Below are 17,662 nucleotides of genomic sequence, written 5' to 3'. Positions count from 1 at the left end.
CCGTCCCTGTCAGCCCTTGCACAGATCGGCCGTCTTCAGCGTGGCCGGCGGCAGCTCGGTCGCCCCGAAGCCGTAGTCGCGCAGGAGCTCCACATAGCGGGACTTGTCGGCGACGATCTTCTTCAGCTCGCGGTTGAACGCGTCGCGCAGCTCCTCGTTGCCCTTGCGGAAGACGGCGCCACCGGGGCTGTACTGCTTCTTGCCGTCCACCTCGGGCAGGAACGCCTCGGTGACCTCGGTGCCCTCGTTGGTCTTGGCGAGCCAGCGCAGCGAGATCCCGGTCAGCAGGAACGCGTCGACCCGGCCGCCCTTGACCGCGTCCGCGCCGTCCTGCGGCTTCTGCAGCGTCTTGATCCTGCCCTCGGGGATCCCGGCGCCCTTTGCGTACGAACCCTCGACCGCGCCCGCCATCACACCGATGGTGATCCCGGCCTCCTTCGCGGAGGCGAGGTCGGTGACCTTCTTCGGGTTGCCCTTCTTCACCATCATCGCGGTCGGCGAGATGAACTCCGGCTCCGAGAAGAGGGCGTTGGCGCAGCGTTCCGGGGTGATCGCCATACCGGCGCTGACCACGTCGTACTTTCCGGCCTGGAGACCGGGGATCAGGCCGTCCCACTCGGACAGGGTGGGCTTCAGCTCGTCCACACCCAGCGCCTTGAAGATCTCGCGGTGCAACGTGGGCGCCTCGCCCTTGAGTTCCTTGCCCTCCATGTAGCCGTACGGCGCCTCGTCCGCGTAGGCGACCCGTACGAATCCCTGCTTGCGGAGCTTCGCCAGCGCGCCTTCGCCGTCGGCGGAGCCCTCACCGGTCTTGCTGCACGCGGCGAGAAGGCCCGGGACGACGAGCAGACCGCCCACCGCTGCCGATCGGTTGATAAATCCCCGGCGGGACAGGTTCGGGAAGTCAGCCATGGTTCGCAATCTCCTGAAGGGTTCGAACAGTCCGGACAGGCTTGGCGCCTGCCCGATCCGGGGTTTCTATGCAGGGAGAAAGCGCATGTAATCGAACGGTGGCCGGAGGGTGACCTTCCCGTGTCCGCGGGCAGGCCGGAAGGCGGAGTTTGCGCGGGATGTCCCGTACCCCGGCTCCGTACCGCGACGGCTGCCCGGCCCGCCGTCTTTCATGCACGCGTCATCCGCCCGGGGCGAGAACCGGGGCGGATGGCGGAATACTGGAACAGGAGCGGGGAAACCGGTCAGTGCCGCCGCGATCCCGTGGCGCAGACGCAGGCGCAGAGAAAGGGTGGACATGACGACCGTCGGATTCCTCTACCCGGGCCACTTCGCCGAGGACGACTACCCGCGCATGGAGATCCTCCTCGACAGCACCATCAGACTCGTCGTCCACCACACCGAGAGCCCGGACGCCGCCTACCGCGAGGAGGCCCTGAGCGCCCTGGGCACCCCCGGCCGGCTCGCCGCGGGCATCGAGGAGCTGCAACGCTCCGGGGTCCAGTCCATCGTCTGGGCCTGCGACGGCGGCAGCTTCCCGTACGGATGGCAGGGCGCCCACGACCAGGTCGCGGCCCTCGCCCGGGCGGCGGGCGTGCCCGCGTCCAGCACCTCGATCGGCTTCGTCCACGCGGTGCGGAAGCTGGGCGCCGAGCGCGTCGCGGTCGCCGCGACCTACCCGGAAGCGCTCGCCGAGCGGTTCACCGCGTTCCTCCGGGAGACCGGCGTGGAGGTGACCGGCACCCACGCGGCGGGCGTCACCGGAGCCGCCGAGGCCGCCGCCTGGAGCGCGGAGCAGGTGCTCGACCTGGCCAGGGCCGCCGACCGCCCCGAGGCGGAGGCCGTCCTGATCCCCGACACGGCCCTGCACACCGTCTCCCACCTCCCCGAGCTGGAGGAGGCGCTCGGCAAGCCCGTCCTCACCGCGAACCAGGTGGCGGCCCGCGAGGCCCTGCGCCTGGCCGACCGCCCCGCCTGGGCCCCGCGGCTCGGCGCGCTCTTCGCTCACCGCGAGCAGCCGCCGGCCCCGGTGAGCCGGGGGAGCGGACGGGCGTACGCGCACACCAGGAAGAGCCGGTAGAAGAGGCGGAAGAGGCGCCCCCGGAATAAACGGAGCCCTCCTCCTGTTCGTGCTCTGCGGACGTACGAGCACCGACGCGCACCACCGGAGAGGGCCAGAACGTGGACGAGATTCGAGGCGACGAGATCCAGGGCGACGAGATCCAGGGCGACGAGATCCGCGGCACGGCCCGGGGCACCGCCCCCGTGCCGCTGTCCGTACTGGACCTGGTCACCGTCGGCCAGGGCCGCACGGCGGGCCAGGCCCTGCGGACCGGCGTGGAGATCGCCCAGCTGGCCGAGCGCCGGGGCTTCCACCGCTACTGGGTCGCCGAGCACCACTCGATGCCCGGCGTCGCCTCCTCGTCCCCGGCCGTGATCCTGGCCCACACCGCCGCCCGCACCGAGCGCATCCGCCTCGGCTCGGGCGGCGTCATGCTGCCCAACCACGCCCCGCTCGTCATCGCCGAGCAGTTCGGCACCCTGGAGGCGATGGCCCCCGGCCGCGTCGACCTCGGCCTGGGCCGGGCCCCCGGCACGGACGGCGCCACGGCGGCGGCGCTCCGGCGCACGGACCGGCTGAACGAGGGTGCGGATGACTTCCCGCAGCAGCTCATGGAGCTGACCCGGTTCCTGGACGACGACTTCCCCGACGGCCACCCCTACGCCCGCATCCACGCGGTCCCCGGCCCCGTCCAGGCCACCGCCGAGGGCGGCGTCCAGTCCCCGGCGCGGCCGCCCATCTGGCTGCTCGGCTCCTCCGGCTTCAGCGCCCGGCTCGCCGGGGTGCTCGGGCTGCCGTTCGCCTTCGCGCACCACTTCTCGGCCCAGAACACCGTGCCGGCCCTGGAGCTGTACCGGGACTCCTTCAAGCCGTCCACGGTGCTCGACGCGCCGTACGCCCTGATCGGCGTCGCCGCGCTGGCCGCCGACGAGGAGCGCGAGGCCCGGCGCCAGGTGCTGACCGGCGCGCTGTCGATGCTCCGGCTGCGGTCCGGGCGGCCCGGTCTCGTACCGACGCCCGAGGAGGCGGAGGCGTACGCCTTCTCGCCGATGGAGCGGGAGTTCGTGGACACCTGGCTGGTCAACATCGTGCACGGCACCTCCGACGAGGTGCGCTCCGGCCTGGACGACCTGGTCAAGCGCACGGGTGCCGACGAGCTGATGATCACCGCGAACGCCCACAGCGGCGAGGCCCGGCTGCGCAGCTACGGCCTGATCGCCGACGCGTACGGGATGCCGGAGCTGTAGGGGTCACGCCCCCGGGGCGCGGGTTCCGATCAGTTCGGCGATGCGCTCCGGGGCCACCGCCCGCGAGTAGAGCCAGCCCTGTCCGGTGTCGCAGCCGATCCGGCGCAGCCGCTCCGCCTGCCCCGCCGTCTCCACGCACTCCGCGGTGACGGTCAGGCCCAGCCGGTGCGCCAGCTCGACCATGGCCTGGACGATCGTCTCGTCGGCGGGGCTGGGGTGCGTGCCGTCCTCGTAGCGGAAGCCGCGTACGAACGCGCCGTCCAGCTTGAGCACGGACACCGGGAGGCGGCTCAGGTAGGCGAGGTTCGAGTAGCCGGTGCCGAAGTCGTCGATGGCGATGCGGACGCCCATGTCGCTGAGCGCCTGAAGGGCCCGCAGCGGGCGGCCCGCCGAGCCCATCACCGCGGACTCGGTCAGCTCCAGCTGGAGCAGCGCCGGGTCGAGCCCGGTCTCCGCCAGGATCTCCGCGACATCGGTGACCAGGTCGGAATCCCAGACCTGGCGCACCGCGACATTGACGCTGATGAACAGCGGCGGCCGCTCCGGGTGGTCCAGCTGCCAGCGCCTGGCCTGGCGGCAGGCGGAGCGCAGCACCCAGCGGCCGAGCTGCACGATCGAGCCGTCCTCCTCGGCGATCGCGACGAACCGATTCGGCGAGAGCATGCCGAACTGCGGGTGGTTCCAGCGCACCAGCGCCTCGACCCCGCGCACCACCCCGTCGGCCAGGCCGACCAGCGGCTGGTACTCGATGGTGAACTCACCGCGCTCCACGGCCGGGCGGAGCGTGGAGGACAGCGCCTGGCGGGTCATCCGGTGGGCGTTGCGCTCCGGGTCGAACAGGGTCCAGCGGGCCTTGCCGTCCGCCTTCGCCCAGTACAGCGTGGTGTCGGCGGCCTGCATGAGACCGGTGGCCGACGTGCCCGCGACGGGCCGCTCCACCACCCCGATCGACGCCGACACCGAGAGCCGCTGCCCGCCCAGGTCGAACGGCTGCTGGAGGGCGCCCAGCACCGTGCGCGCGAGGCCGGTCAGCTGCTCGGTGCCGGTGGACTCCTCGACCAGGACCGCGAACTCGTCGCCGCCGAGCCGGGCCACCAGCGGGGCACCGGACGGGTAGGCCCCCTCCTGCCCGGCGCAGTCCGTGAGCCGGGCGGCGACGGCCGCGAGGAGGCGGTCGCCGATGCGGTGCCCCAGGGTGTCGTTGACCGCCTTGAAGCCGTCCAGGTCCAGATAGCAGAGCCCGACGCGGGAGCCGGTGCCGTCCTCGTGCGGCGCGGTGCGCAGGGCCGCCGACAGCCGCTCGAAGAACAGCGCCCGGTTGGGCAGCCGGGTCACCGGGTCGTGCATCTGGAGATGCCGCAGCCGTTTCTGCAGTTCGCGCCGGTCGCTGACGTCCTCGACGGAGAGCAGCACCTGACCCGGTGCGTCCTCGCGGTCCGCCTGCCGGGCGTCGGGCAGCGGTACGACGGTGATCTCGGCCCACAGCGAGCGCCCGTCGGGGTGCTTGAGGCGGCGGGTGCAGCGGAAGCGGGAGCTCCGGCCGTGCAGCACCTCGCGGTACGCGTGCCAGGCGCGGGCGTCCGCCGCGAGGTCGACCAGATCGGCCGCCGACTGCGCGGTGAGCGACGCCGCCCCGGTGCCCGCCAGCGCGCCGAGCGCCTCGTTCGCGGTGACGATCAGGCCCTCGTGGTCGACCACGGCCATCGGCAGGGTCGCGGCGCGGAACGCGGCCCGGTAGTCGTGCGCCTCGGTGGCGGACGTGCCGGGCGGCCACGCTTCGTGACTCTGTGTGACGTCGGGTCGCTGTGCGGAGGGCGCCTCGGGCCCCGGCCCTTCGGAGGTTGCGCTCACCGTTCGCTCCGCCCTGCAGTTCTGTCCCGGACACTTCTGACCGGACTGGCCCGCCGCGTGGAGTGCCGTCGTCAAAGGCGGAAACCGCGCAGGAAAGCGAGGTGAAGCATAGAGGGCCTGCCCCGGGCCGATCCAGCGCCCCGGCCCTCGGGGCACCTGTCCGCGACTCGCACGGCCCATGCGGACAAAAATCCGGTTTGTCTGTGACTGATTGATTCTGCGCACCTCTGCTCTCTCCCGGTGCGCGGGTGATCGATTGTGACTGTCTGTGAAGGATTCCGGCGGAGGGGTGGCCGACACGACTGGGGGAGTCCAGCGTGACGAAACGGCCATAAACCCACAAAGTGGACGGGAGGGTTCGAGGGTCCGCGCCCCGTGCCGGGCGTCGGGGCGCAGGCGGGGAACTCCGGACAGGCCCTAGGTGTCCGCTCGCCCACCGGAGGTAGATGTGCCGCGTCAGCCCGGGCCCCCAGAGGTGGAGCGGCCCAGCCCGCGCGGGCTGGCCGCCGGGCTGGTCTCGCTGCTGGCCCTCGTCGCCACCTCCCTCGTCGCCGGGCCCGCTGTCGCCTCCACCGGGGACGCCACCCCCTGCGCGCTGCCCCGCACCCCCGCGCACCACTCCCTCGGGGTCGACCGCTGGAACGGCGCCTACCCGCGCCCCGGCCGCGCCCTCGACGCGGTGATGGTCTTCCTCTCGTTCCCGGACGCCGCGCCGGCCACCACCCCCGCCGAGCTCACCGCCGACTACTTCCCGGCCACCACCCAGTTCTTCCAGCGGGCCTCGTACGGGAAGTTCACGCTGCGCCCGCACCCGCAGCGGGAGTGGATCCGGATGCCGAAGCCCTCGACCTGGTACGGCATACGGCGCGACTGGGCCAGCGACCGGCGCAGCGCCTATCTGCGCGACGCGATCCGCGTGGCCGACCAGCGGGTCGACTTCTCGCGGTACGACATCGTCTACCTGGTCGCGGACCCGGACGCCCCCGGCGTCGACTCGGACGCCACCAAGGTCGTCAACTTCGACCGGCCGCTGCACGCAGACGGTACGGACATCAAGCGCGTCGTCACCGTCTTCGAGCAGCACCCGCCGGACCACAACGTGCTCGCCCACGAGACCGGACACGTCTTCGACCTGCCCGACCTCTACCACCGGCCCACGGACGGCAAGGGCGACTGGGACACCTACGTCGGCGACTGGGACGTCATGGGCAGCCAGTTCGGCCTGGCACCGGACCTCTTCGGCTGGCACAAGTGGAAGCTGGGCTGGCTGGACGACCGGCAGGTGGTCTGCGTCCAGAGCGACCGCGTCGTCACCCTCGAACCGATGGCCGACGTGCCCGTGCGCGGCGCCTCGCTCGGTACCCGGCTCGCCGTGATCAGGACCGGCGAGGGCAGTGCGGTGGCCGTCGAGGCGCGCGCCGCCACCGGCAACGACCTCTCGACCTGCGCCGAGGGCGTCCTGCTCTACCGCGTGCGGAACGAGACCCCGTCCGGCGGTGGCCCGGTCGAGGTGCTCGACACGCATCCGGGCAGCGACGCCTGCTGGGAGCGCTCGGTCTACCCGCCGCTCGCGGACGCGCCGCTGCGCGTCGGCGAGACGTACTCCGTGCCCGGCGCGCACGCCACGGTCGAGGTCGCGGACCGGACGCCCTCGGGCGCGTACACGGTCCGCATCACCACGGGGACCTGACCGGGCTCTTCCCGGACAACGAAGAAGCCCCCCGCTTCCGCGAGGGGCTTCTTCCGTCGGTGCGCCGCCAGGGACTCGAACCCCGGACCCGCTGATTAAGAGTCAGCTGCTCTAACCAACTGAGCTAGCGGCGCCTGCTGACGTCGTAGACCTTAGCACCCGGATCGGTGAGAGGAAAAATCGAAATACGGGGCGTCGGAGAGGGTGCCGACCGGGCCACCCGGACGCACGCCCACAGCAGTACGTCCGGCCCCGGCAGCCACGGGGTCCGGGTGTCCGGGGCCACCAGCCAGCGGGGCCCCGTGTACTTCTCGTCGCAGGTCAGGGGCGGGACCGTCACCGCGTCCCCGGTGCCGTGACAGAGCAGCGGGGGCACCTTCGTACCGCCGCCGTTCCGGCTCTGCGGGGCGCCGCCCCACTCCTCCCAGTCCAGCAGCGACGGCAGCCGCTGGGCCGTGCCCGGGGAGGCGAAGAGCAGCATCCGGCCCCGGTGCGCGGCGACCGGACCCGAGCCGGGACCGTCCGCCCACAGGTGTTCCAGCATCCGGCGCCCGAACAGCGTGGGTACGTTCACCACGTCGAACGCCGTGCCGCACGGCAGGACCCCGGGCGCCGTCGGGCGCGTCTCCCACTGGGCCAGGGCGCTGCGCGGGTAGGCCGTCGCCCCGGCCAGCCACGCGGCACCGGCCGCTGTGACCTGCGCCGTCTGATTCCGGGCGGGCTCGCGCAGGGCCGAGAACAGGTCGGCCTCGTGGCCGGCGCGGAGGCAGGGTCCGTCGCCGTGGTGCAGGGTCGTTTCGTCGGGCAGCCATGCGGTCATGTGCACAGGTCTACCGGGAGTGATCAACCGGATTCCGAGAGTTGCCGGAAATCGGGACAGGGGAACCGCACGGGGAGTATGGTTCGCCCGGGCATATGCCGGTGGTGGTAACCGGGACCCTAGGGCTTCGGGGTGTTCAGCAGCGTGCGCCCGAACTCGACCATCTTCTTCGCGTAGTCCTCGGTCCACTCCGCGCGCTGCGCGATGTCCGCCGTGGTGAGCCGGTCGAACCGGCGCGGGTCGGCCAGCTGGGCCGCCGCTATCGCCTGGAACTCGACCGCGCGGTCGGTCGCGGCGCGGAACGCGAGGGCGAGCTCCGTCGCCCGGCCCAGCAGCTCCTTCGGATCGTCCATCGACTCCAGGTCGAAGAAGTGCTCCGGGTCCCCGACGGCGGCCGCCGGCTCGAAGAGCAGGGGTGCGGGGCGCAGCCGCCGCTGCTCGCCTTGCTCGGGTTGTGCCATGTGGTCTTCCTCCTCGGGTGGCCCAGGATGTCGCGGGTTCGCGTCCCGTTGCCCGACGGCCACCCTTCATTGTCCAGTCCGCCGCAAGGGCGCAGAAGTCTTCGTCGCCGGGCGTGCGCCCTCCCGGCCGCGCCCCCGGCGCACTCAACAACTCCAGCGCACCCGGTGTTCCGCCAGATGCGCCAGCACCGCGTGGTTGGCCTCCCAGCCGTCCGGGAACTTCACCGTGACGCCCAGCTGGACCGGCTCCGTCGACGGGTGCTCGTCCAGCAGGTCCGCGACGCCCTCCCGGCAGACCACGACGCACGCGTGCCGGTGCCGGGATGCCAGGACGCACAGGCGGCCCGTCTCCAGGTGGAACGCGGTGGCGTCCGGCCGCCCCGACAGCGGGTGCAGCACCACCGTCACGTCGAACTCGCGGCCCTGGAGCCGGTTCGCCGTGTCCACCGCGACCCCCGTCACGCCCAGCTCCGCGAGCGCCGCCCGCACCGCCGCAGCCTGGTCGCGGTGGGCCGTGCCGACCGCCACCCGGTCCGCCGTCACCGGGGCCGGGTCCGGCGACCGCTCGCTGACGGCCGCACCGCCCCGGTCCAGCAGCCGGCGCACCACCAGGGCGACCGCCCGCACCGCCTCCGGGTCCGTGCGCGGAGTGTGCCGGGCCGGCAGTTCGAGGAGCCCCCAGCCGGACTCCGCGGCCTCGTCCAGCACCCGGTCCGCCGCCGACCCGTCCGACGCCACCCCGAAGGACAGCCGCCGGTCCCCGTGGTCCGTACCGCTGCGGAACGGGGTGTACGGGTAGAACGCGTCCGACACCAGGGGCGCCGCCGACGCGGGAAGCCGCCAGGAGACCGGCAGCCGGTGCTGCGGGAGCTCCGGATTGTGCGCGAGCAGCGTGCTCACCGCACTGGCCGAGGGGTCGTAGCTCAGCCCGGCCCACTGGTCGGCGCCGACGATCGAGAACGGGTCCAGCTGCCCCGGGTCGCCCACGAACAGCGCCCGCTCGAAGAGCCCGGCCACGGCGAGCAGCGCGTCCGAGCGCATCTGGTACGCCTCGTCCACGATCGCGTGCCCCCACGGCTCCACGTTCTTCACATGGGCCCACTTCGCCGCCGTCGAGATGACCACGTCGAGCCCGGCCAGGTCCGCCGCCTTCGCCGACTTGCGCACGTTCGCCAGGCCGTCGAGCACCTTGTCGTACGGATCGGAGTCGCTGCTGTGCAGCCGGCCCACCGGCAGCCCGGGGTCCTTCTCCGCGAGCCGCACCACCAGATCGTCCACCTGCGCGTTCGTCTGGGCGACCACCATCAGCGGGCGGCCCGCCGCGGCCAGCTCCAGCGCCGCGCGCACCACCAGCGTCGACTTGCCGGCGCCCGGCGGGGAGTCCACCACGACGCCCCGGGCCGTGCCCTTCAGCGTGTCGTCCAGGATCTTCGCGGTGGCCAGGCCCGCCGCCGCACCCGGGTCGAATACGGCCGTCACAGCAGGTCCTCCGGGGTCACGGGATCGGGCAGCTCGGCCGCTTCCAGGCCGCCCGGCGGACCGCCGTGGGTCCACGGGGTCTCCTCCGCGTCCGGCAGCTGCGGCCCGCCGCGCTGGTCGTGCTCGAACAGGGTCCAGGCGATCCGGTCGCCCGGCTCCGGGACCGAACCGGGCGCCGGCTCCTTGCCGCGCCCCATCCGGTCTGTGATCCGCAGCACCAGCGACAGCGCGCCGTCCTCGCCGTCCGTCCCGTCCGCCGGGGCGTACGCCACGAACTCGGCGGTCTGCGGCTTGCCGTCCAGCGAGCGGTAGACCTTCACGCCCGCGCCCAGCTGCGGCCGCTCCTCGGTGCGGACCGTGACCAGCGGGCGCGGCGAGGGCCGCTTCGACTCGCTGTACGCCATCTCCACCGCGCACACCTCGGCGACGAACGCCTCTCCGGCGAGCCGGCGGCCCGCCAGGACGAGCGGGTCGTCCAGCGCCTCCTGCGCCTCCAGCTGCGCCTGGGCCGTCTCCCGGGCGGCCAGCTTGCGGGCGGCCGTCACCGCGTCGTCCCGGCGCGGCTGGGGCGGCTCACCGGAGCGCACCCGGTCGCGGTGGGCGGTGAACGACCAGCGGTCCCGGGTCCAGCGGTCCTCGGTCCTGGACCCCTCGGGCAGCTCCCGCAGCAGGTCGAGACCCCGCCACACCGCGTCCCAGGTCGGCAGCAGCACGCCGGCCAGCAGCGCCCTGATCTCGCGCTCGGCCCCGGACAGCTCGGCCAGCCGGGCATCGGCGGCGAGCCCGTCCTCGGCCGCCGCGAGCGAGGCGCGTGCCCGGTCGTACTTCTCGATCGCCGGGGCCAGCAGCCGGTTGTCGAAGTCCGGGTCGGTGGCCGGGCCGGCCGGGGGGCACAGCAGCTGCCCCGCCGCGTCCCGGGCCAGCTCCGCCCGAAGGGCCGCCTCCGCACCGGACTCGCCGGCCGGCGGGTCGATCCAGGCGAGCAGGGCCCCCAGGTGCTGGTCCTCCAGATTCGACTGGCCGGTCGCCCAGTGCCGGTTCAGGAGATCGGTGCAGGCCAGCAGCAGGGACGAGCCGGGGACCCGGGCCCGCTCCCCGTAATGCGTCAGCCAGCGGCCGAGCAGCGGGACCCGGGCGGGGGCCGGATACGGCGTGTCCGGGTCGTCCTCGGCGGTGCGCCGGAAGCGCATCGAGCGGCCGAGCAGCCGGACGAACTCGATGCCCGCGCGGCTCGGGACGACGATCTGCGCCGCGTCGACGCACAGCTCCGTCTCGACCTTGACCCGCTTTCCGGTCGCCGGATCGGTCTCGTTGCGCTCGGCGGGCTCGACGACGTCCGCGTACGCCTCGATGTGCGGCAGGACCGCCTCGGCCAGCTCGGCGAGGAACGCGAACCGCAGGTCCCGGTCGCGCGGCTGGGCGACGGCCAGCAGCCGGGGCGCCTCCCGGTCCGTGCCGACGAGCGCGCCGAGCGGGGCGCCCGCCTCGCCCGCCGTGGTCAGCGGCACCAGGACCAGCGGCCGGCCGGTCACCCGGCGGTGGCGCACGGTGGCCGTGGGCCGCGCCCGGCCGCTCTCCACGGCCTCCAGCCGGGCCAGCGTGGTGATCAGCGACATACGGCCCGCCCCTCCAGCGCCTCGGCGCGCAACGCCGCCGCGCGGCGCAGGGCGGCGACCGCCGGATCGGCCGGATCGCCCTCCTTGCCCGCGGCGGCGGCCAGCACCCCGGCGACCGTCGTCAGGCCGCCCAGCTCGCCCCGCACCCCGCGCCCCAGCGCCTCCACGGCACCGTCCGAGCGCGCCCGGGCCCGGCAGTGGAAGGCCAGCTCGCAGGCGGACAGGCACTCCGGCGCGTAGGCCGCGGCGACCGACTCGACCGCCGACTCCAGGTCCTCGGGGGAGCGCTCCGGGTCGAAGGAGGCGCCCTCGGGGAGGGCGTCCGCGATCTCCTCGATGCGGGTGAGCCGGGTCAGCTGGCGGCGGGTGACGGCGCGCTGCTTGCGTACGTCCACGACGGAGGCGGCGGGCAGGTTCGAGAAGTCCTTCGGGCACACCAGCAGCACCCGGTGCTCCACCCGCGCCCCGTCCGTGACCTCCGCGACCCGTTCGAGGGCCAGCACGTACACCGCGGACTGGCGCGCCGCCGCGCCCACCTTCGCCGCGTCCGCCGAGCCGTCGATCATGGGGAACGACTTGATCTCGACCACCGTCCAGGTGCCGTCCGGATGCACCACGACCGCGTCCGGCTCCAGATAGGCGGGGGAGCCCGCCACCTCCAGGGCCAGCATCGGGTGGTCGAGCAGCGCCCAGCCGCCGGCCTCCGTCGCCTCCCGCAGCGCCAGCGCGGTCCTGGCCGCGCGGCCCTCGGGCCCGGCGGCGGACAGATCGGGCGTCGCGACCTCGCGCGGCGGTTCACCGGAGCCGCCGAGCCGCTCGTGCAGCAGGCGCATCAGCTCCGTACCGCCGTCGGCCTTGACCCGGGCCTCGAAGGCGTTGCCCCGCATGAAGGCGAACTGCGACTGGCCGAAGGGGGCCGGTGAGCCCAGCGCGGAGGCGAGCGCGCCCTTGTCGACCCCGGCCCCGTCCAGCAGGGCGCGGCGCTTGCAGCCGGGGTTGGCGGCGAGCGCCGCGAGCGCGCGGGCGTCCAGCGGGCGCGGCGCTACCGCCGGGCCTCTCAGCTCAGCGAGTCGCTGCCGCAGGGTCCCCGTCGGGGGTGCGTCCCGGCCCGTCGGCGCCGTCGGCCCGGGCAGGCGGACCGGCTGCTGCTGCCGCGTCGGATGGTTCTGCGGAGGAGGTCCGCTGGCCGGGGATTCGCTCACCCGCCGAAGTCTCGCACCCGGCACTGACATCCGGGGACTCCGTCGCGGCGGAAGCCCCCGTGAAGCGGGGCAGGACCGCGGCCTTGACCCGGTCGGCGAGGCGCATCACGGGCCGGGCGAGCAGCGCCCCGACGCCCATCACGGCGCAGCCGGCGACCGCGTCGAGCAGATAGTGGTTGGCGGTGCCCATCACGACGAACGTGGTGATCAGCGGGTACGCGATGCCCGCGGCGCGCAGCGCGGGGTGCTTGGCGTGGCGCCACAGCAGGATGCCGCACCACAGCGCCCACCCCACGTGCAGGCTGGGCATCGCCGCGTACTGGTTGGTCATCCCGCCCATGCCGCGCGGCGCGCTCGCCTCGGTGCCCCACCAGCCGTACGAGCTGTACTGCGCCATGGTGTCCACGAACCCGTGCTGCGCGTCGAGGAGCCTCGGCGGGCACGTCGGCATCAGCGTGAAGCCGATCAGACCGAGCATCGTGGAGGTCATCAGCCAGGTGCGGGCCCTGCGGTACGCGGCCGAGTGGCGGCGGAACATCCAGATCAGGACGGCCGGGGTGACCACGTAGTGCAGGGAGGCGTACGCGAAGTCGGACGGTATGCCTATGGAGGGGTGCGCCGTGAAGAGGCGGTTGAGCGGGTGCTCCGCGTTCAGGAACAGCGCCTTCTCCAGGCGCAGGATGCTCAGGCCGTGGTCGACGGCCGTGGACACGTCACCGCGGACGAGGAGGCGGCCGCCGGAGTACGCCGCGTACACCAGGGCCAGGAGCGGCAGCTCGGTCCACCAGCGGGGCCGGTGGCGCGGAGCGTGCGCGGAGGTGGCGTGCGGCATCCGGAACTTCTCCATCACGTGTTCATGCGGCCGACTGCGGGCGTTCAACCGTACGGTGCGCGCCGGGCGCGTGTCCCCCTGGGGTGTGGTCGGCACCCCTCAGCTGCTCTGATTCATCTGTGGTCAGTGGGACGCCGTCGCGGCCCGCCAGGTTGCCTCGTCCGCGGATACGGGATGATGGGAACAACGTCTTGGCTTTCCAGGGAGAACCCTCTTATGGCACCGCGCATCCTGCTCGCCCGGCACGGGCAGACGGAATGGTCCCTCAACGGCAGGCACACCGGCAGGACGGACATTCCGCTGCTCGACGCCGGACGGGACGGGGCCAAGCTGCTCGGCGAGCGGCTGCACCGGGCGCCGTGGACGGACCTCCACGACCTTGAGGTCCGCACCAGCCCGCTCGTCCGGGCCGCCGAGACCTGCGAGCTCGCGGGCTTCGGCGACCGCGCGGAGCGGTGGGACGCGCTGATGGAGTGGGACTACGGGGCGTACGAGGGGATGACCCCGGCCGAGATCAAGGCGGGCCGCCCGGACTGGTTCATCTGGCGCGACGGGGTGCCGGAGGGTGAGAGCACCGCCGAGGTGTCGGCCCGGGCCGACGAGATCGTGGAATGGGCGCGGTCGGCCGACCGGGACGTCCTGGTCTTCGCCCACGGCCACATCCTCCGGGCGCTCGGCGCGCGCTGGCTCGGCGAGGACATCGCCTTCGGCGCCCGCATCTGGCTGGCGCCGACATCGCTGTCGGTCCTGGGCTGGGCGTACGGGGCCCCGGCGATCCAGAAATGGAACGACACGGGGCACCTTGAGCGGTGAGCGTTGCCCCTGCGGGGGGCGGTGCGCGAATGTCAGCCGTCCGGCGTTTGAGGACGGAACCGGTCGGTCCGGACCGGGGCGCGGGGTTCCGTCCTCAAACGCCGGACAGGCTGGAGTGGGCCCGGTCCAGGAAGTCCCGGACTTCCCGGGGCATCCCCGCCCGGGGCCCCAGGGCCCCCACCGTGTCGTGCAGTATCGCGTGGACGCGGGAGGACTGGACCTCGTCCAGGAGGTCCAGGACCGCGTGGCCGGCCGAGGCCGCCTCCTCGGGGCGGCCCCCGCGCGCCAGGTCCCAGGTGAGTTCCGCGCGGTAGAGCGCGAGGTTGCGGGTGAAGTGGGGGTCCTGGAGGCGGACCGCCCGGTCCGCGTGGCGCGCGGCCCGGGCCCAGTCCCCGAGCGCGGCCCAGCACTGGGCCTCCAGCATCTCCAGCTCCGCCTCGCGGAAGAAGCTCATCCACTCCGGGTCCGCCCCCGAAGGTCCCCGGGAGAACGCGGAGTGCGCCCGGCCGAGCGCCCGCGCGCAGCCCGTCCGGTCCCCGAGCCCCGCCCGGCCCCCCGCCTCCCGCAGTGCGAGCAGCGCCCGCAGCCGGGGCGAGCCCAGCGGCTCGGCGGCCCGCTGACCGGCCTCCGCCGCGCGCACCGCCTCACGCGGCCGCCCCGTGTCGCGGGCCAGGAAGGACACATTGCAGAACGCGTGCGCCTCCAGCGCCGGATCACCGGCGACCCGCGCGGTGGCCAGCGCCTCCGCGTAGTGCGAGCGGGCCTCGTCGAAGCGGCCCGAGTCATGGGCCAGCCAGCCCACGGAGATGGCCAGCTCACCGGCGCCGGAGTGCAGCCGGTCCGCCGTGGAGCGCCGGTTCACGGTCCCCGCGTCGAGCAGCGCGTACGCCGCCCGCAGGGGCTGCGAGGCGCGCCGGTAGAGCCAGTCGCCGCCGTGCCGGTCGTCCAGCAGCCGGATCTGCCGCACCGCCCGCTCGACGGCGCTCACCTCCGTATCGCCGACCCGGCGTTGCAGGGGCAGGGCGTTGGCCGGGCCGCCGAGGCCCAGTCCCAGGGAGACGGCCGCCACCGCGGTGGTGCCGCTCGTCATGAACACGCGACGCAGCACGTCGCTCTCCTCGTCGTCGCCGCCGGGCTCCGGCGGCGGGGAAGTCGGGGGCGGGGCGTCCGCCGCGGACCTGGCCGCCCGCCCGCGTACCGAAGCGCGGGGCGAGAAGCCCAGGTCCTCCAGGGTCGTCCCGGGGAACATGTGCAGGAAGACCCGCTCGTACGCGTAGTTGGGACAGCGGATCTCGCCGGACTCCACGCGTCCGATGTACCGGGCGTCGCACGCGACCTGCTCGCCGATCTCGCGAGCGGACCTGCGTACCGCGGCAGCGAACTCCCCGGCGGAGCGCGGGCCGCGCAGCCGCCGGAAGGCGAGGTTGGGAACTGCCCGTGTCGACACCATGGCATGGCCCTCTCGGTGCGAGCCGGGCGACGTTTCCGGTGTCCCGGCGGAGCAAGAACGTACCCGCTGTGACAGTGCGCACACGCAGCGTTTCCGGATGAACCGGGCATCTCGGCCGCGATCCGCCATGAACTGCCACCCTTTGCGGCGGTGTCGCACCGTAGCCCTTGACGCGGTCGGGGCGTTGGTCCCTGTGGAGACGGAACGCGGCTCCGGCGATGAGAGGAGAGGTCCCTTGTTGCACATCGACATGGCGACGGGCGGTACGGCGTCCGCCGACGAGCCCTGCGATCTGGTGACCGTGCCCGCGCGGCAGGGGCTGGAGGCCGTGGACATCCTGCGCCGGGGCACGGCGCGGGACGTCGTGGGCCCGGTCATCCACGACGGCACCTGCGACACCCTCGGGTTCCTGGTGCCGCCGGGCACCGCGCAGGGCTGGGACGTACCGGGCAGCGCCTGTACGCGGACCGACGGCCGGGGGCTGCGCATCCCCGCCGAGCCGCCGGTCTCCGGCAGCGGCTGGCTGCTGCCGCCCGCCGCGGGCACCCCGGTCACCGACCCGGCCGTGCTGCGCGTCGCGCTCGACCAGGCGGCCCGGCTGATCGAGGCCGCCGACAACTGCCGCTGAGCCGCCGGCCCGCATCGCACCGATAATGGCCGGACGGCGGGCCGCGCGGATCGGCCCGTCCCGGGCACGGTGAGCAGTGGGCAGGGGCGAGAAGCGGTGGCACGTCGAGGAGCGGCCGGCGGCAAGGGGCGCGCGGGCCGCGGAGCCCCGGAGGGCAATGTCTCCGAGCCCGTGGACGGCGGGCTCGCCGAACTCGTGCCCGACCGGGAGCGCCGCCGCGCCTGGACGCTGACGATCGACGGGGCCCCGCAGTCGCATGTCGACCTGGACGACCCCACGTACCTCTCCTTCGAATACCAGCGCCGCATCGGCCACATCGCGGACCTCGTCGCGCCCGCCGGGCAGCCGCTGCACGTGGTCCACCTCGGCGGCGGGGCCTTCACGCTCGCCCGGTACATCGCGGCCACCCGGCCCCGGTCCACCCAGCAGGTCATCGAGGTCGACGCGGCACTCGTGCAGCTGGTCCGCCGCGAACTGCCGCTGGACCCGCAGGCCAGGATCCGGGTCAGGTCCACCGACGCCCGCGCGGGGCTCGGGAAGATCCAGGACGGCTGGGCCGACCTCGTCATCGCGGACGTGTTCAGCGGAGCCCGCACTCCGGCGCACCTGACCAGCACCGAGTTCCTCGCCGAGGTGCGCCGGGTCCTGAAGCCCGGCGGGAGTTACGTCGCCAACCTCGCGGACGGGCCGCCGCTGGCCCATCTCCGGGGCCAGATCGCCACCGCCGCCACCGTCTTCCCCGAACTCGCGCTCGCCGCCGACCCCACGGTGTGGCGGGGCCGCCGCTTCGGCAACGCCGTCCTGCTCGCCTCCGACACGGCGCCGGAGATCGCCCAGCTGACCCGGCGCGTCGCGACGGACCCGCATCCCGGACGCGTCGAACACGGCCGCGCCCTCGCGGACTTCACCGGCGGCGCGGCCCCGGTGCGCGACGCGGACGCCCGCCCGTCACCGCCGCCGCCCCCGGACGCGTTCCGCTGACTTCCGTCCCCGTGCGGGCTACGAGTTGACGATGTCCACCTGGGGCGCGTGATCGTTCCAGGTGCAGAAGACGGAGACCGTCGTGCCGTCGTCCCGGGCGAAGTTGACCCGTATCCACGTCGTGTTGGACCACACCTGCATCGACCAGCCCGGCTCCGGGGTCGCCGACACCAGCTCCGCCGAGTCGGCCCGGAACTCGAAGACGACCCGGCCGCCGTCGGTCGCGTAGCTCCGCGCCTTCCCGGCCGCGGCGGTCGTCCCGGACGCCGGGCGCGGGGTGTTGGGCGCCGGGGTGTGTGACGGGGACGACTTGCGGGGGGAGGGCGCGGGCGGCTTCGGGGTGGTGGCCCGGGGCTCGGGCGACGGCGAGGCCGAGGGGGCCGGGCGGTGCGTCGAGGACGTCAGGCTCTCGGCGGTCGGCGCCGCGACGGGCACCGCGCGCGGCGGGTCGTACACCGTGCCCGCGAGCACGGAGCGCACACCCCACCACGAGACAGTGACCGCCGCGCCGGTGGCGAGCGACCACGCCAGCGCGTGTACCAGAGCTCGTTGCATCATCAACATCCTGCACCACGAAA

16 protein-coding genes and 1 tRNA gene are annotated in these 17,662 nt (G+C 74.0%); 6 read left to right on the top strand and 11 right to left on the bottom strand.

Annotated features, from left to right (window positions below; translation table 11 throughout):
• Positions 1–9: 9 nt before the first annotated feature.
• Positions 10–912 (bottom strand): ectoine/hydroxyectoine ABC transporter substrate-binding protein EhuB, encoded by a 903-nt coding sequence (gene ehuB, locus ACZ6C6_RS04630; RefSeq protein WP_469198975.1) that lies wholly within the window; start codon positions 910–912, stop codon positions 10–12.
• 337 nt (positions 913–1,249) lie between these two features.
• Between ehuB and ACZ6C6_RS04625 the strand changes: the two genes are divergently transcribed.
• On the top strand, positions 1,250–2,032 hold the full coding sequence (locus ACZ6C6_RS04625) for a maleate cis-trans isomerase family protein (protein ID WP_469198973.1): 783 nt from the start codon (positions 1,250–1,252) through the stop codon (positions 2,030–2,032).
• Positions 2,033–2,133: 101 nt separating this feature from the next.
• Positions 2,134–3,261 carry an LLM class flavin-dependent oxidoreductase gene (locus ACZ6C6_RS04620; RefSeq protein WP_469198971.1) on the top strand — a complete coding sequence of 376 codons (1,128 nt, stop codon included), beginning with the start codon at positions 2,134–2,136 and terminating at the stop codon, positions 3,259–3,261.
• 3 nt (positions 3,262–3,264) lie between these two features.
• Here ACZ6C6_RS04620 and ACZ6C6_RS04615 read toward each other — a convergent pair whose 3' ends face one another.
• Positions 3,265–5,112 (bottom strand): putative bifunctional diguanylate cyclase/phosphodiesterase, encoded by a 1,848-nt coding sequence (locus tag ACZ6C6_RS04615; protein ID WP_469198969.1) that lies wholly within the window; start codon positions 5,110–5,112, stop codon positions 3,265–3,267.
• 475 nt (positions 5,113–5,587) lie between these two features.
• Here ACZ6C6_RS04615 and ACZ6C6_RS04610 point away from each other — a divergent pair, with 475 nt between their 5' ends.
• Complete coding sequence (locus tag ACZ6C6_RS04610) at positions 5,588–6,802, top strand: M6 family metalloprotease domain-containing protein (protein WP_469199342.1); 1,215 nt, start codon at positions 5,588–5,590, stop codon at positions 6,800–6,802.
• Between the two features lie 60 nt (positions 6,803–6,862).
• On the opposite strand, the gene ACZ6C6_RS04605 is transcribed toward ACZ6C6_RS04610, so the two are convergent.
• From ACZ6C6_RS04605 to ACZ6C6_RS04575, 7 genes are all read right to left on the bottom strand, one after another.
• Positions 6,863–6,936: transfer RNA gene (locus tag ACZ6C6_RS04605), tRNA-Lys, on the bottom strand.
• A complete protein-coding gene (locus ACZ6C6_RS04600; RefSeq protein ID WP_469198967.1) occupies positions 6,927–7,622 on the bottom strand; it encodes a bifunctional DNA primase/polymerase in 696 nt (231 codons plus the stop codon). Before ACZ6C6_RS04600 ends, ACZ6C6_RS04605 begins: the two co-directional genes overlap by 10 nt.
• Before the next feature lie 119 nt (positions 7,623–7,741).
• Positions 7,742–8,083: a hypothetical protein gene (locus ACZ6C6_RS04595; RefSeq protein ID WP_469198965.1), complete on the bottom strand. Its 342-nt coding sequence runs from the start codon at positions 8,081–8,083 to the stop codon at positions 7,742–7,744.
• 144 nt (positions 8,084–8,227) lie between these two features.
• Complete coding sequence (locus tag ACZ6C6_RS04590; protein WP_469198963.1) at positions 8,228–9,562, bottom strand: AAA domain-containing protein; 1,335 nt, start codon at positions 9,560–9,562, stop codon at positions 8,228–8,230.
• Positions 9,559–11,178 carry a hypothetical protein gene (locus ACZ6C6_RS04585; protein ID WP_469198961.1) on the bottom strand — a complete coding sequence of 540 codons (1,620 nt, stop codon included), beginning with the start codon at positions 11,176–11,178 and terminating at the stop codon, positions 9,559–9,561. The genes ACZ6C6_RS04590 and ACZ6C6_RS04585 overlap by 4 nt, the downstream gene beginning before the upstream one ends.
• Complete coding sequence (locus tag ACZ6C6_RS04580; RefSeq protein ID WP_469199340.1) at positions 11,169–12,260, bottom strand: hypothetical protein; 1,092 nt, start codon at positions 12,258–12,260, stop codon at positions 11,169–11,171. The genes ACZ6C6_RS04585 and ACZ6C6_RS04580 overlap by 10 nt, the downstream gene beginning before the upstream one ends.
• Positions 12,241–13,212, bottom strand: a complete 972-nt coding sequence (locus ACZ6C6_RS04575) for a phosphatase PAP2 family protein (RefSeq protein ID WP_469199338.1) — start codon at positions 13,210–13,212, stop codon at positions 12,241–12,243. The genes ACZ6C6_RS04580 and ACZ6C6_RS04575 overlap by 20 nt, the downstream gene beginning before the upstream one ends.
• Before the next feature lie 216 nt (positions 13,213–13,428).
• On the opposite strand from ACZ6C6_RS04575, the gene ACZ6C6_RS04570 reads away from it, so the two are divergent.
• On the top strand, positions 13,429–14,025 hold the full coding sequence (locus tag ACZ6C6_RS04570; protein ID WP_469198959.1) for a histidine phosphatase family protein: 597 nt from the start codon (positions 13,429–13,431) through the stop codon (positions 14,023–14,025).
• A 94-nt stretch (positions 14,026–14,119) separates the two neighbouring features.
• Here ACZ6C6_RS04570 and ACZ6C6_RS04565 read toward each other — a convergent pair whose 3' ends face one another.
• Complete coding sequence (locus ACZ6C6_RS04565) at positions 14,120–15,475, bottom strand: tetratricopeptide repeat protein (protein ID WP_469198957.1); 1,356 nt, start codon at positions 15,473–15,475, stop codon at positions 14,120–14,122.
• 250 nt (positions 15,476–15,725) lie between these two features.
• Here ACZ6C6_RS04565 and ACZ6C6_RS04560 point away from each other — a divergent pair, with 250 nt between their 5' ends.
• Together ACZ6C6_RS04560 and ACZ6C6_RS04555 are read left to right on the top strand one after the other, a co-directional pair.
• A complete protein-coding gene (locus tag ACZ6C6_RS04560; protein WP_469199336.1) occupies positions 15,726–16,103 on the top strand; it encodes a hypothetical protein in 378 nt (125 codons plus the stop codon).
• A 96-nt stretch (positions 16,104–16,199) separates the two neighbouring features.
• Entirely contained in the window at positions 16,200–17,084 is an 885-nt protein-coding gene (locus tag ACZ6C6_RS04555) for a spermidine synthase (RefSeq protein ID WP_469198955.1), read from the top strand.
• An 18-nt stretch (positions 17,085–17,102) separates the two neighbouring features.
• Here the strand turns inward: ACZ6C6_RS04555 and ACZ6C6_RS04550 are convergent, their stop codons facing one another.
• Positions 17,103–17,642 carry a hypothetical protein gene (locus tag ACZ6C6_RS04550; RefSeq protein WP_469198953.1) on the bottom strand — a complete coding sequence of 180 codons (540 nt, stop codon included), beginning with the start codon at positions 17,640–17,642 and terminating at the stop codon, positions 17,103–17,105.
• Positions 17,643–17,662: the final 20 nt, after the last annotated feature.

It is taken from the genome of Streptomyces sp. NPDC041814 (genome assembly GCF_055590565.1).
The sequence above is the reverse complement of the archived record's forward strand: the minus strand, read 5'-3'. Positions and strand labels throughout refer to the sequence as shown.

Excerpts from the sequence above, each read along its gene's own strand:
- ACZ6C6_RS04560 (WP_469199336.1), top strand. The coding sequence starts at position 15,726 with ATGGCGACGGGCGGTACGGCGTCCGCCGACGAGCCCTGCGATCTGGTG.
- ACZ6C6_RS04595 (WP_469198965.1), bottom strand. The coding sequence starts at position 8,083 with ATGGCACAACCCGAGCAAGGCGAGCAGCGGCGGCTGCGCCCCGCACCC.
- ehuB (WP_469198975.1), bottom strand. The coding sequence starts at position 912 with ATGGCTGACTTCCCGAACCTGTCCCGCCGGGGATTTATCAACCGATCG.
- ACZ6C6_RS04565 (WP_469198957.1), bottom strand. The coding sequence starts at position 15,475 with ATGGTGTCGACACGGGCAGTTCCCAACCTCGCCTTCCGGCGGCTGCGC.
- ACZ6C6_RS04600 (WP_469198967.1), bottom strand. The coding sequence starts at position 7,622 with ATGACCGCATGGCTGCCCGACGAAACGACCCTGCACCACGGCGACGGA.
- ACZ6C6_RS04585 (WP_469198961.1), bottom strand. The coding sequence starts at position 11,178 with ATGTCGCTGATCACCACGCTGGCCCGGCTGGAGGCCGTGGAGAGCGGC.
- ACZ6C6_RS04570 (WP_469198959.1), top strand. The coding sequence starts at position 13,429 with ATGGCACCGCGCATCCTGCTCGCCCGGCACGGGCAGACGGAATGGTCC.
- ACZ6C6_RS04575 (WP_469199338.1), bottom strand. The coding sequence starts at position 13,212 with ATGCCGCACGCCACCTCCGCGCACGCTCCGCGCCACCGGCCCCGCTGG.
- ACZ6C6_RS04550 (WP_469198953.1), bottom strand. The coding sequence starts at position 17,642 with ATGATGCAACGAGCTCTGGTACACGCGCTGGCGTGGTCGCTCGCCACC.
- ACZ6C6_RS04625 (WP_469198973.1), top strand. The coding sequence starts at position 1,250 with ATGACGACCGTCGGATTCCTCTACCCGGGCCACTTCGCCGAGGACGAC.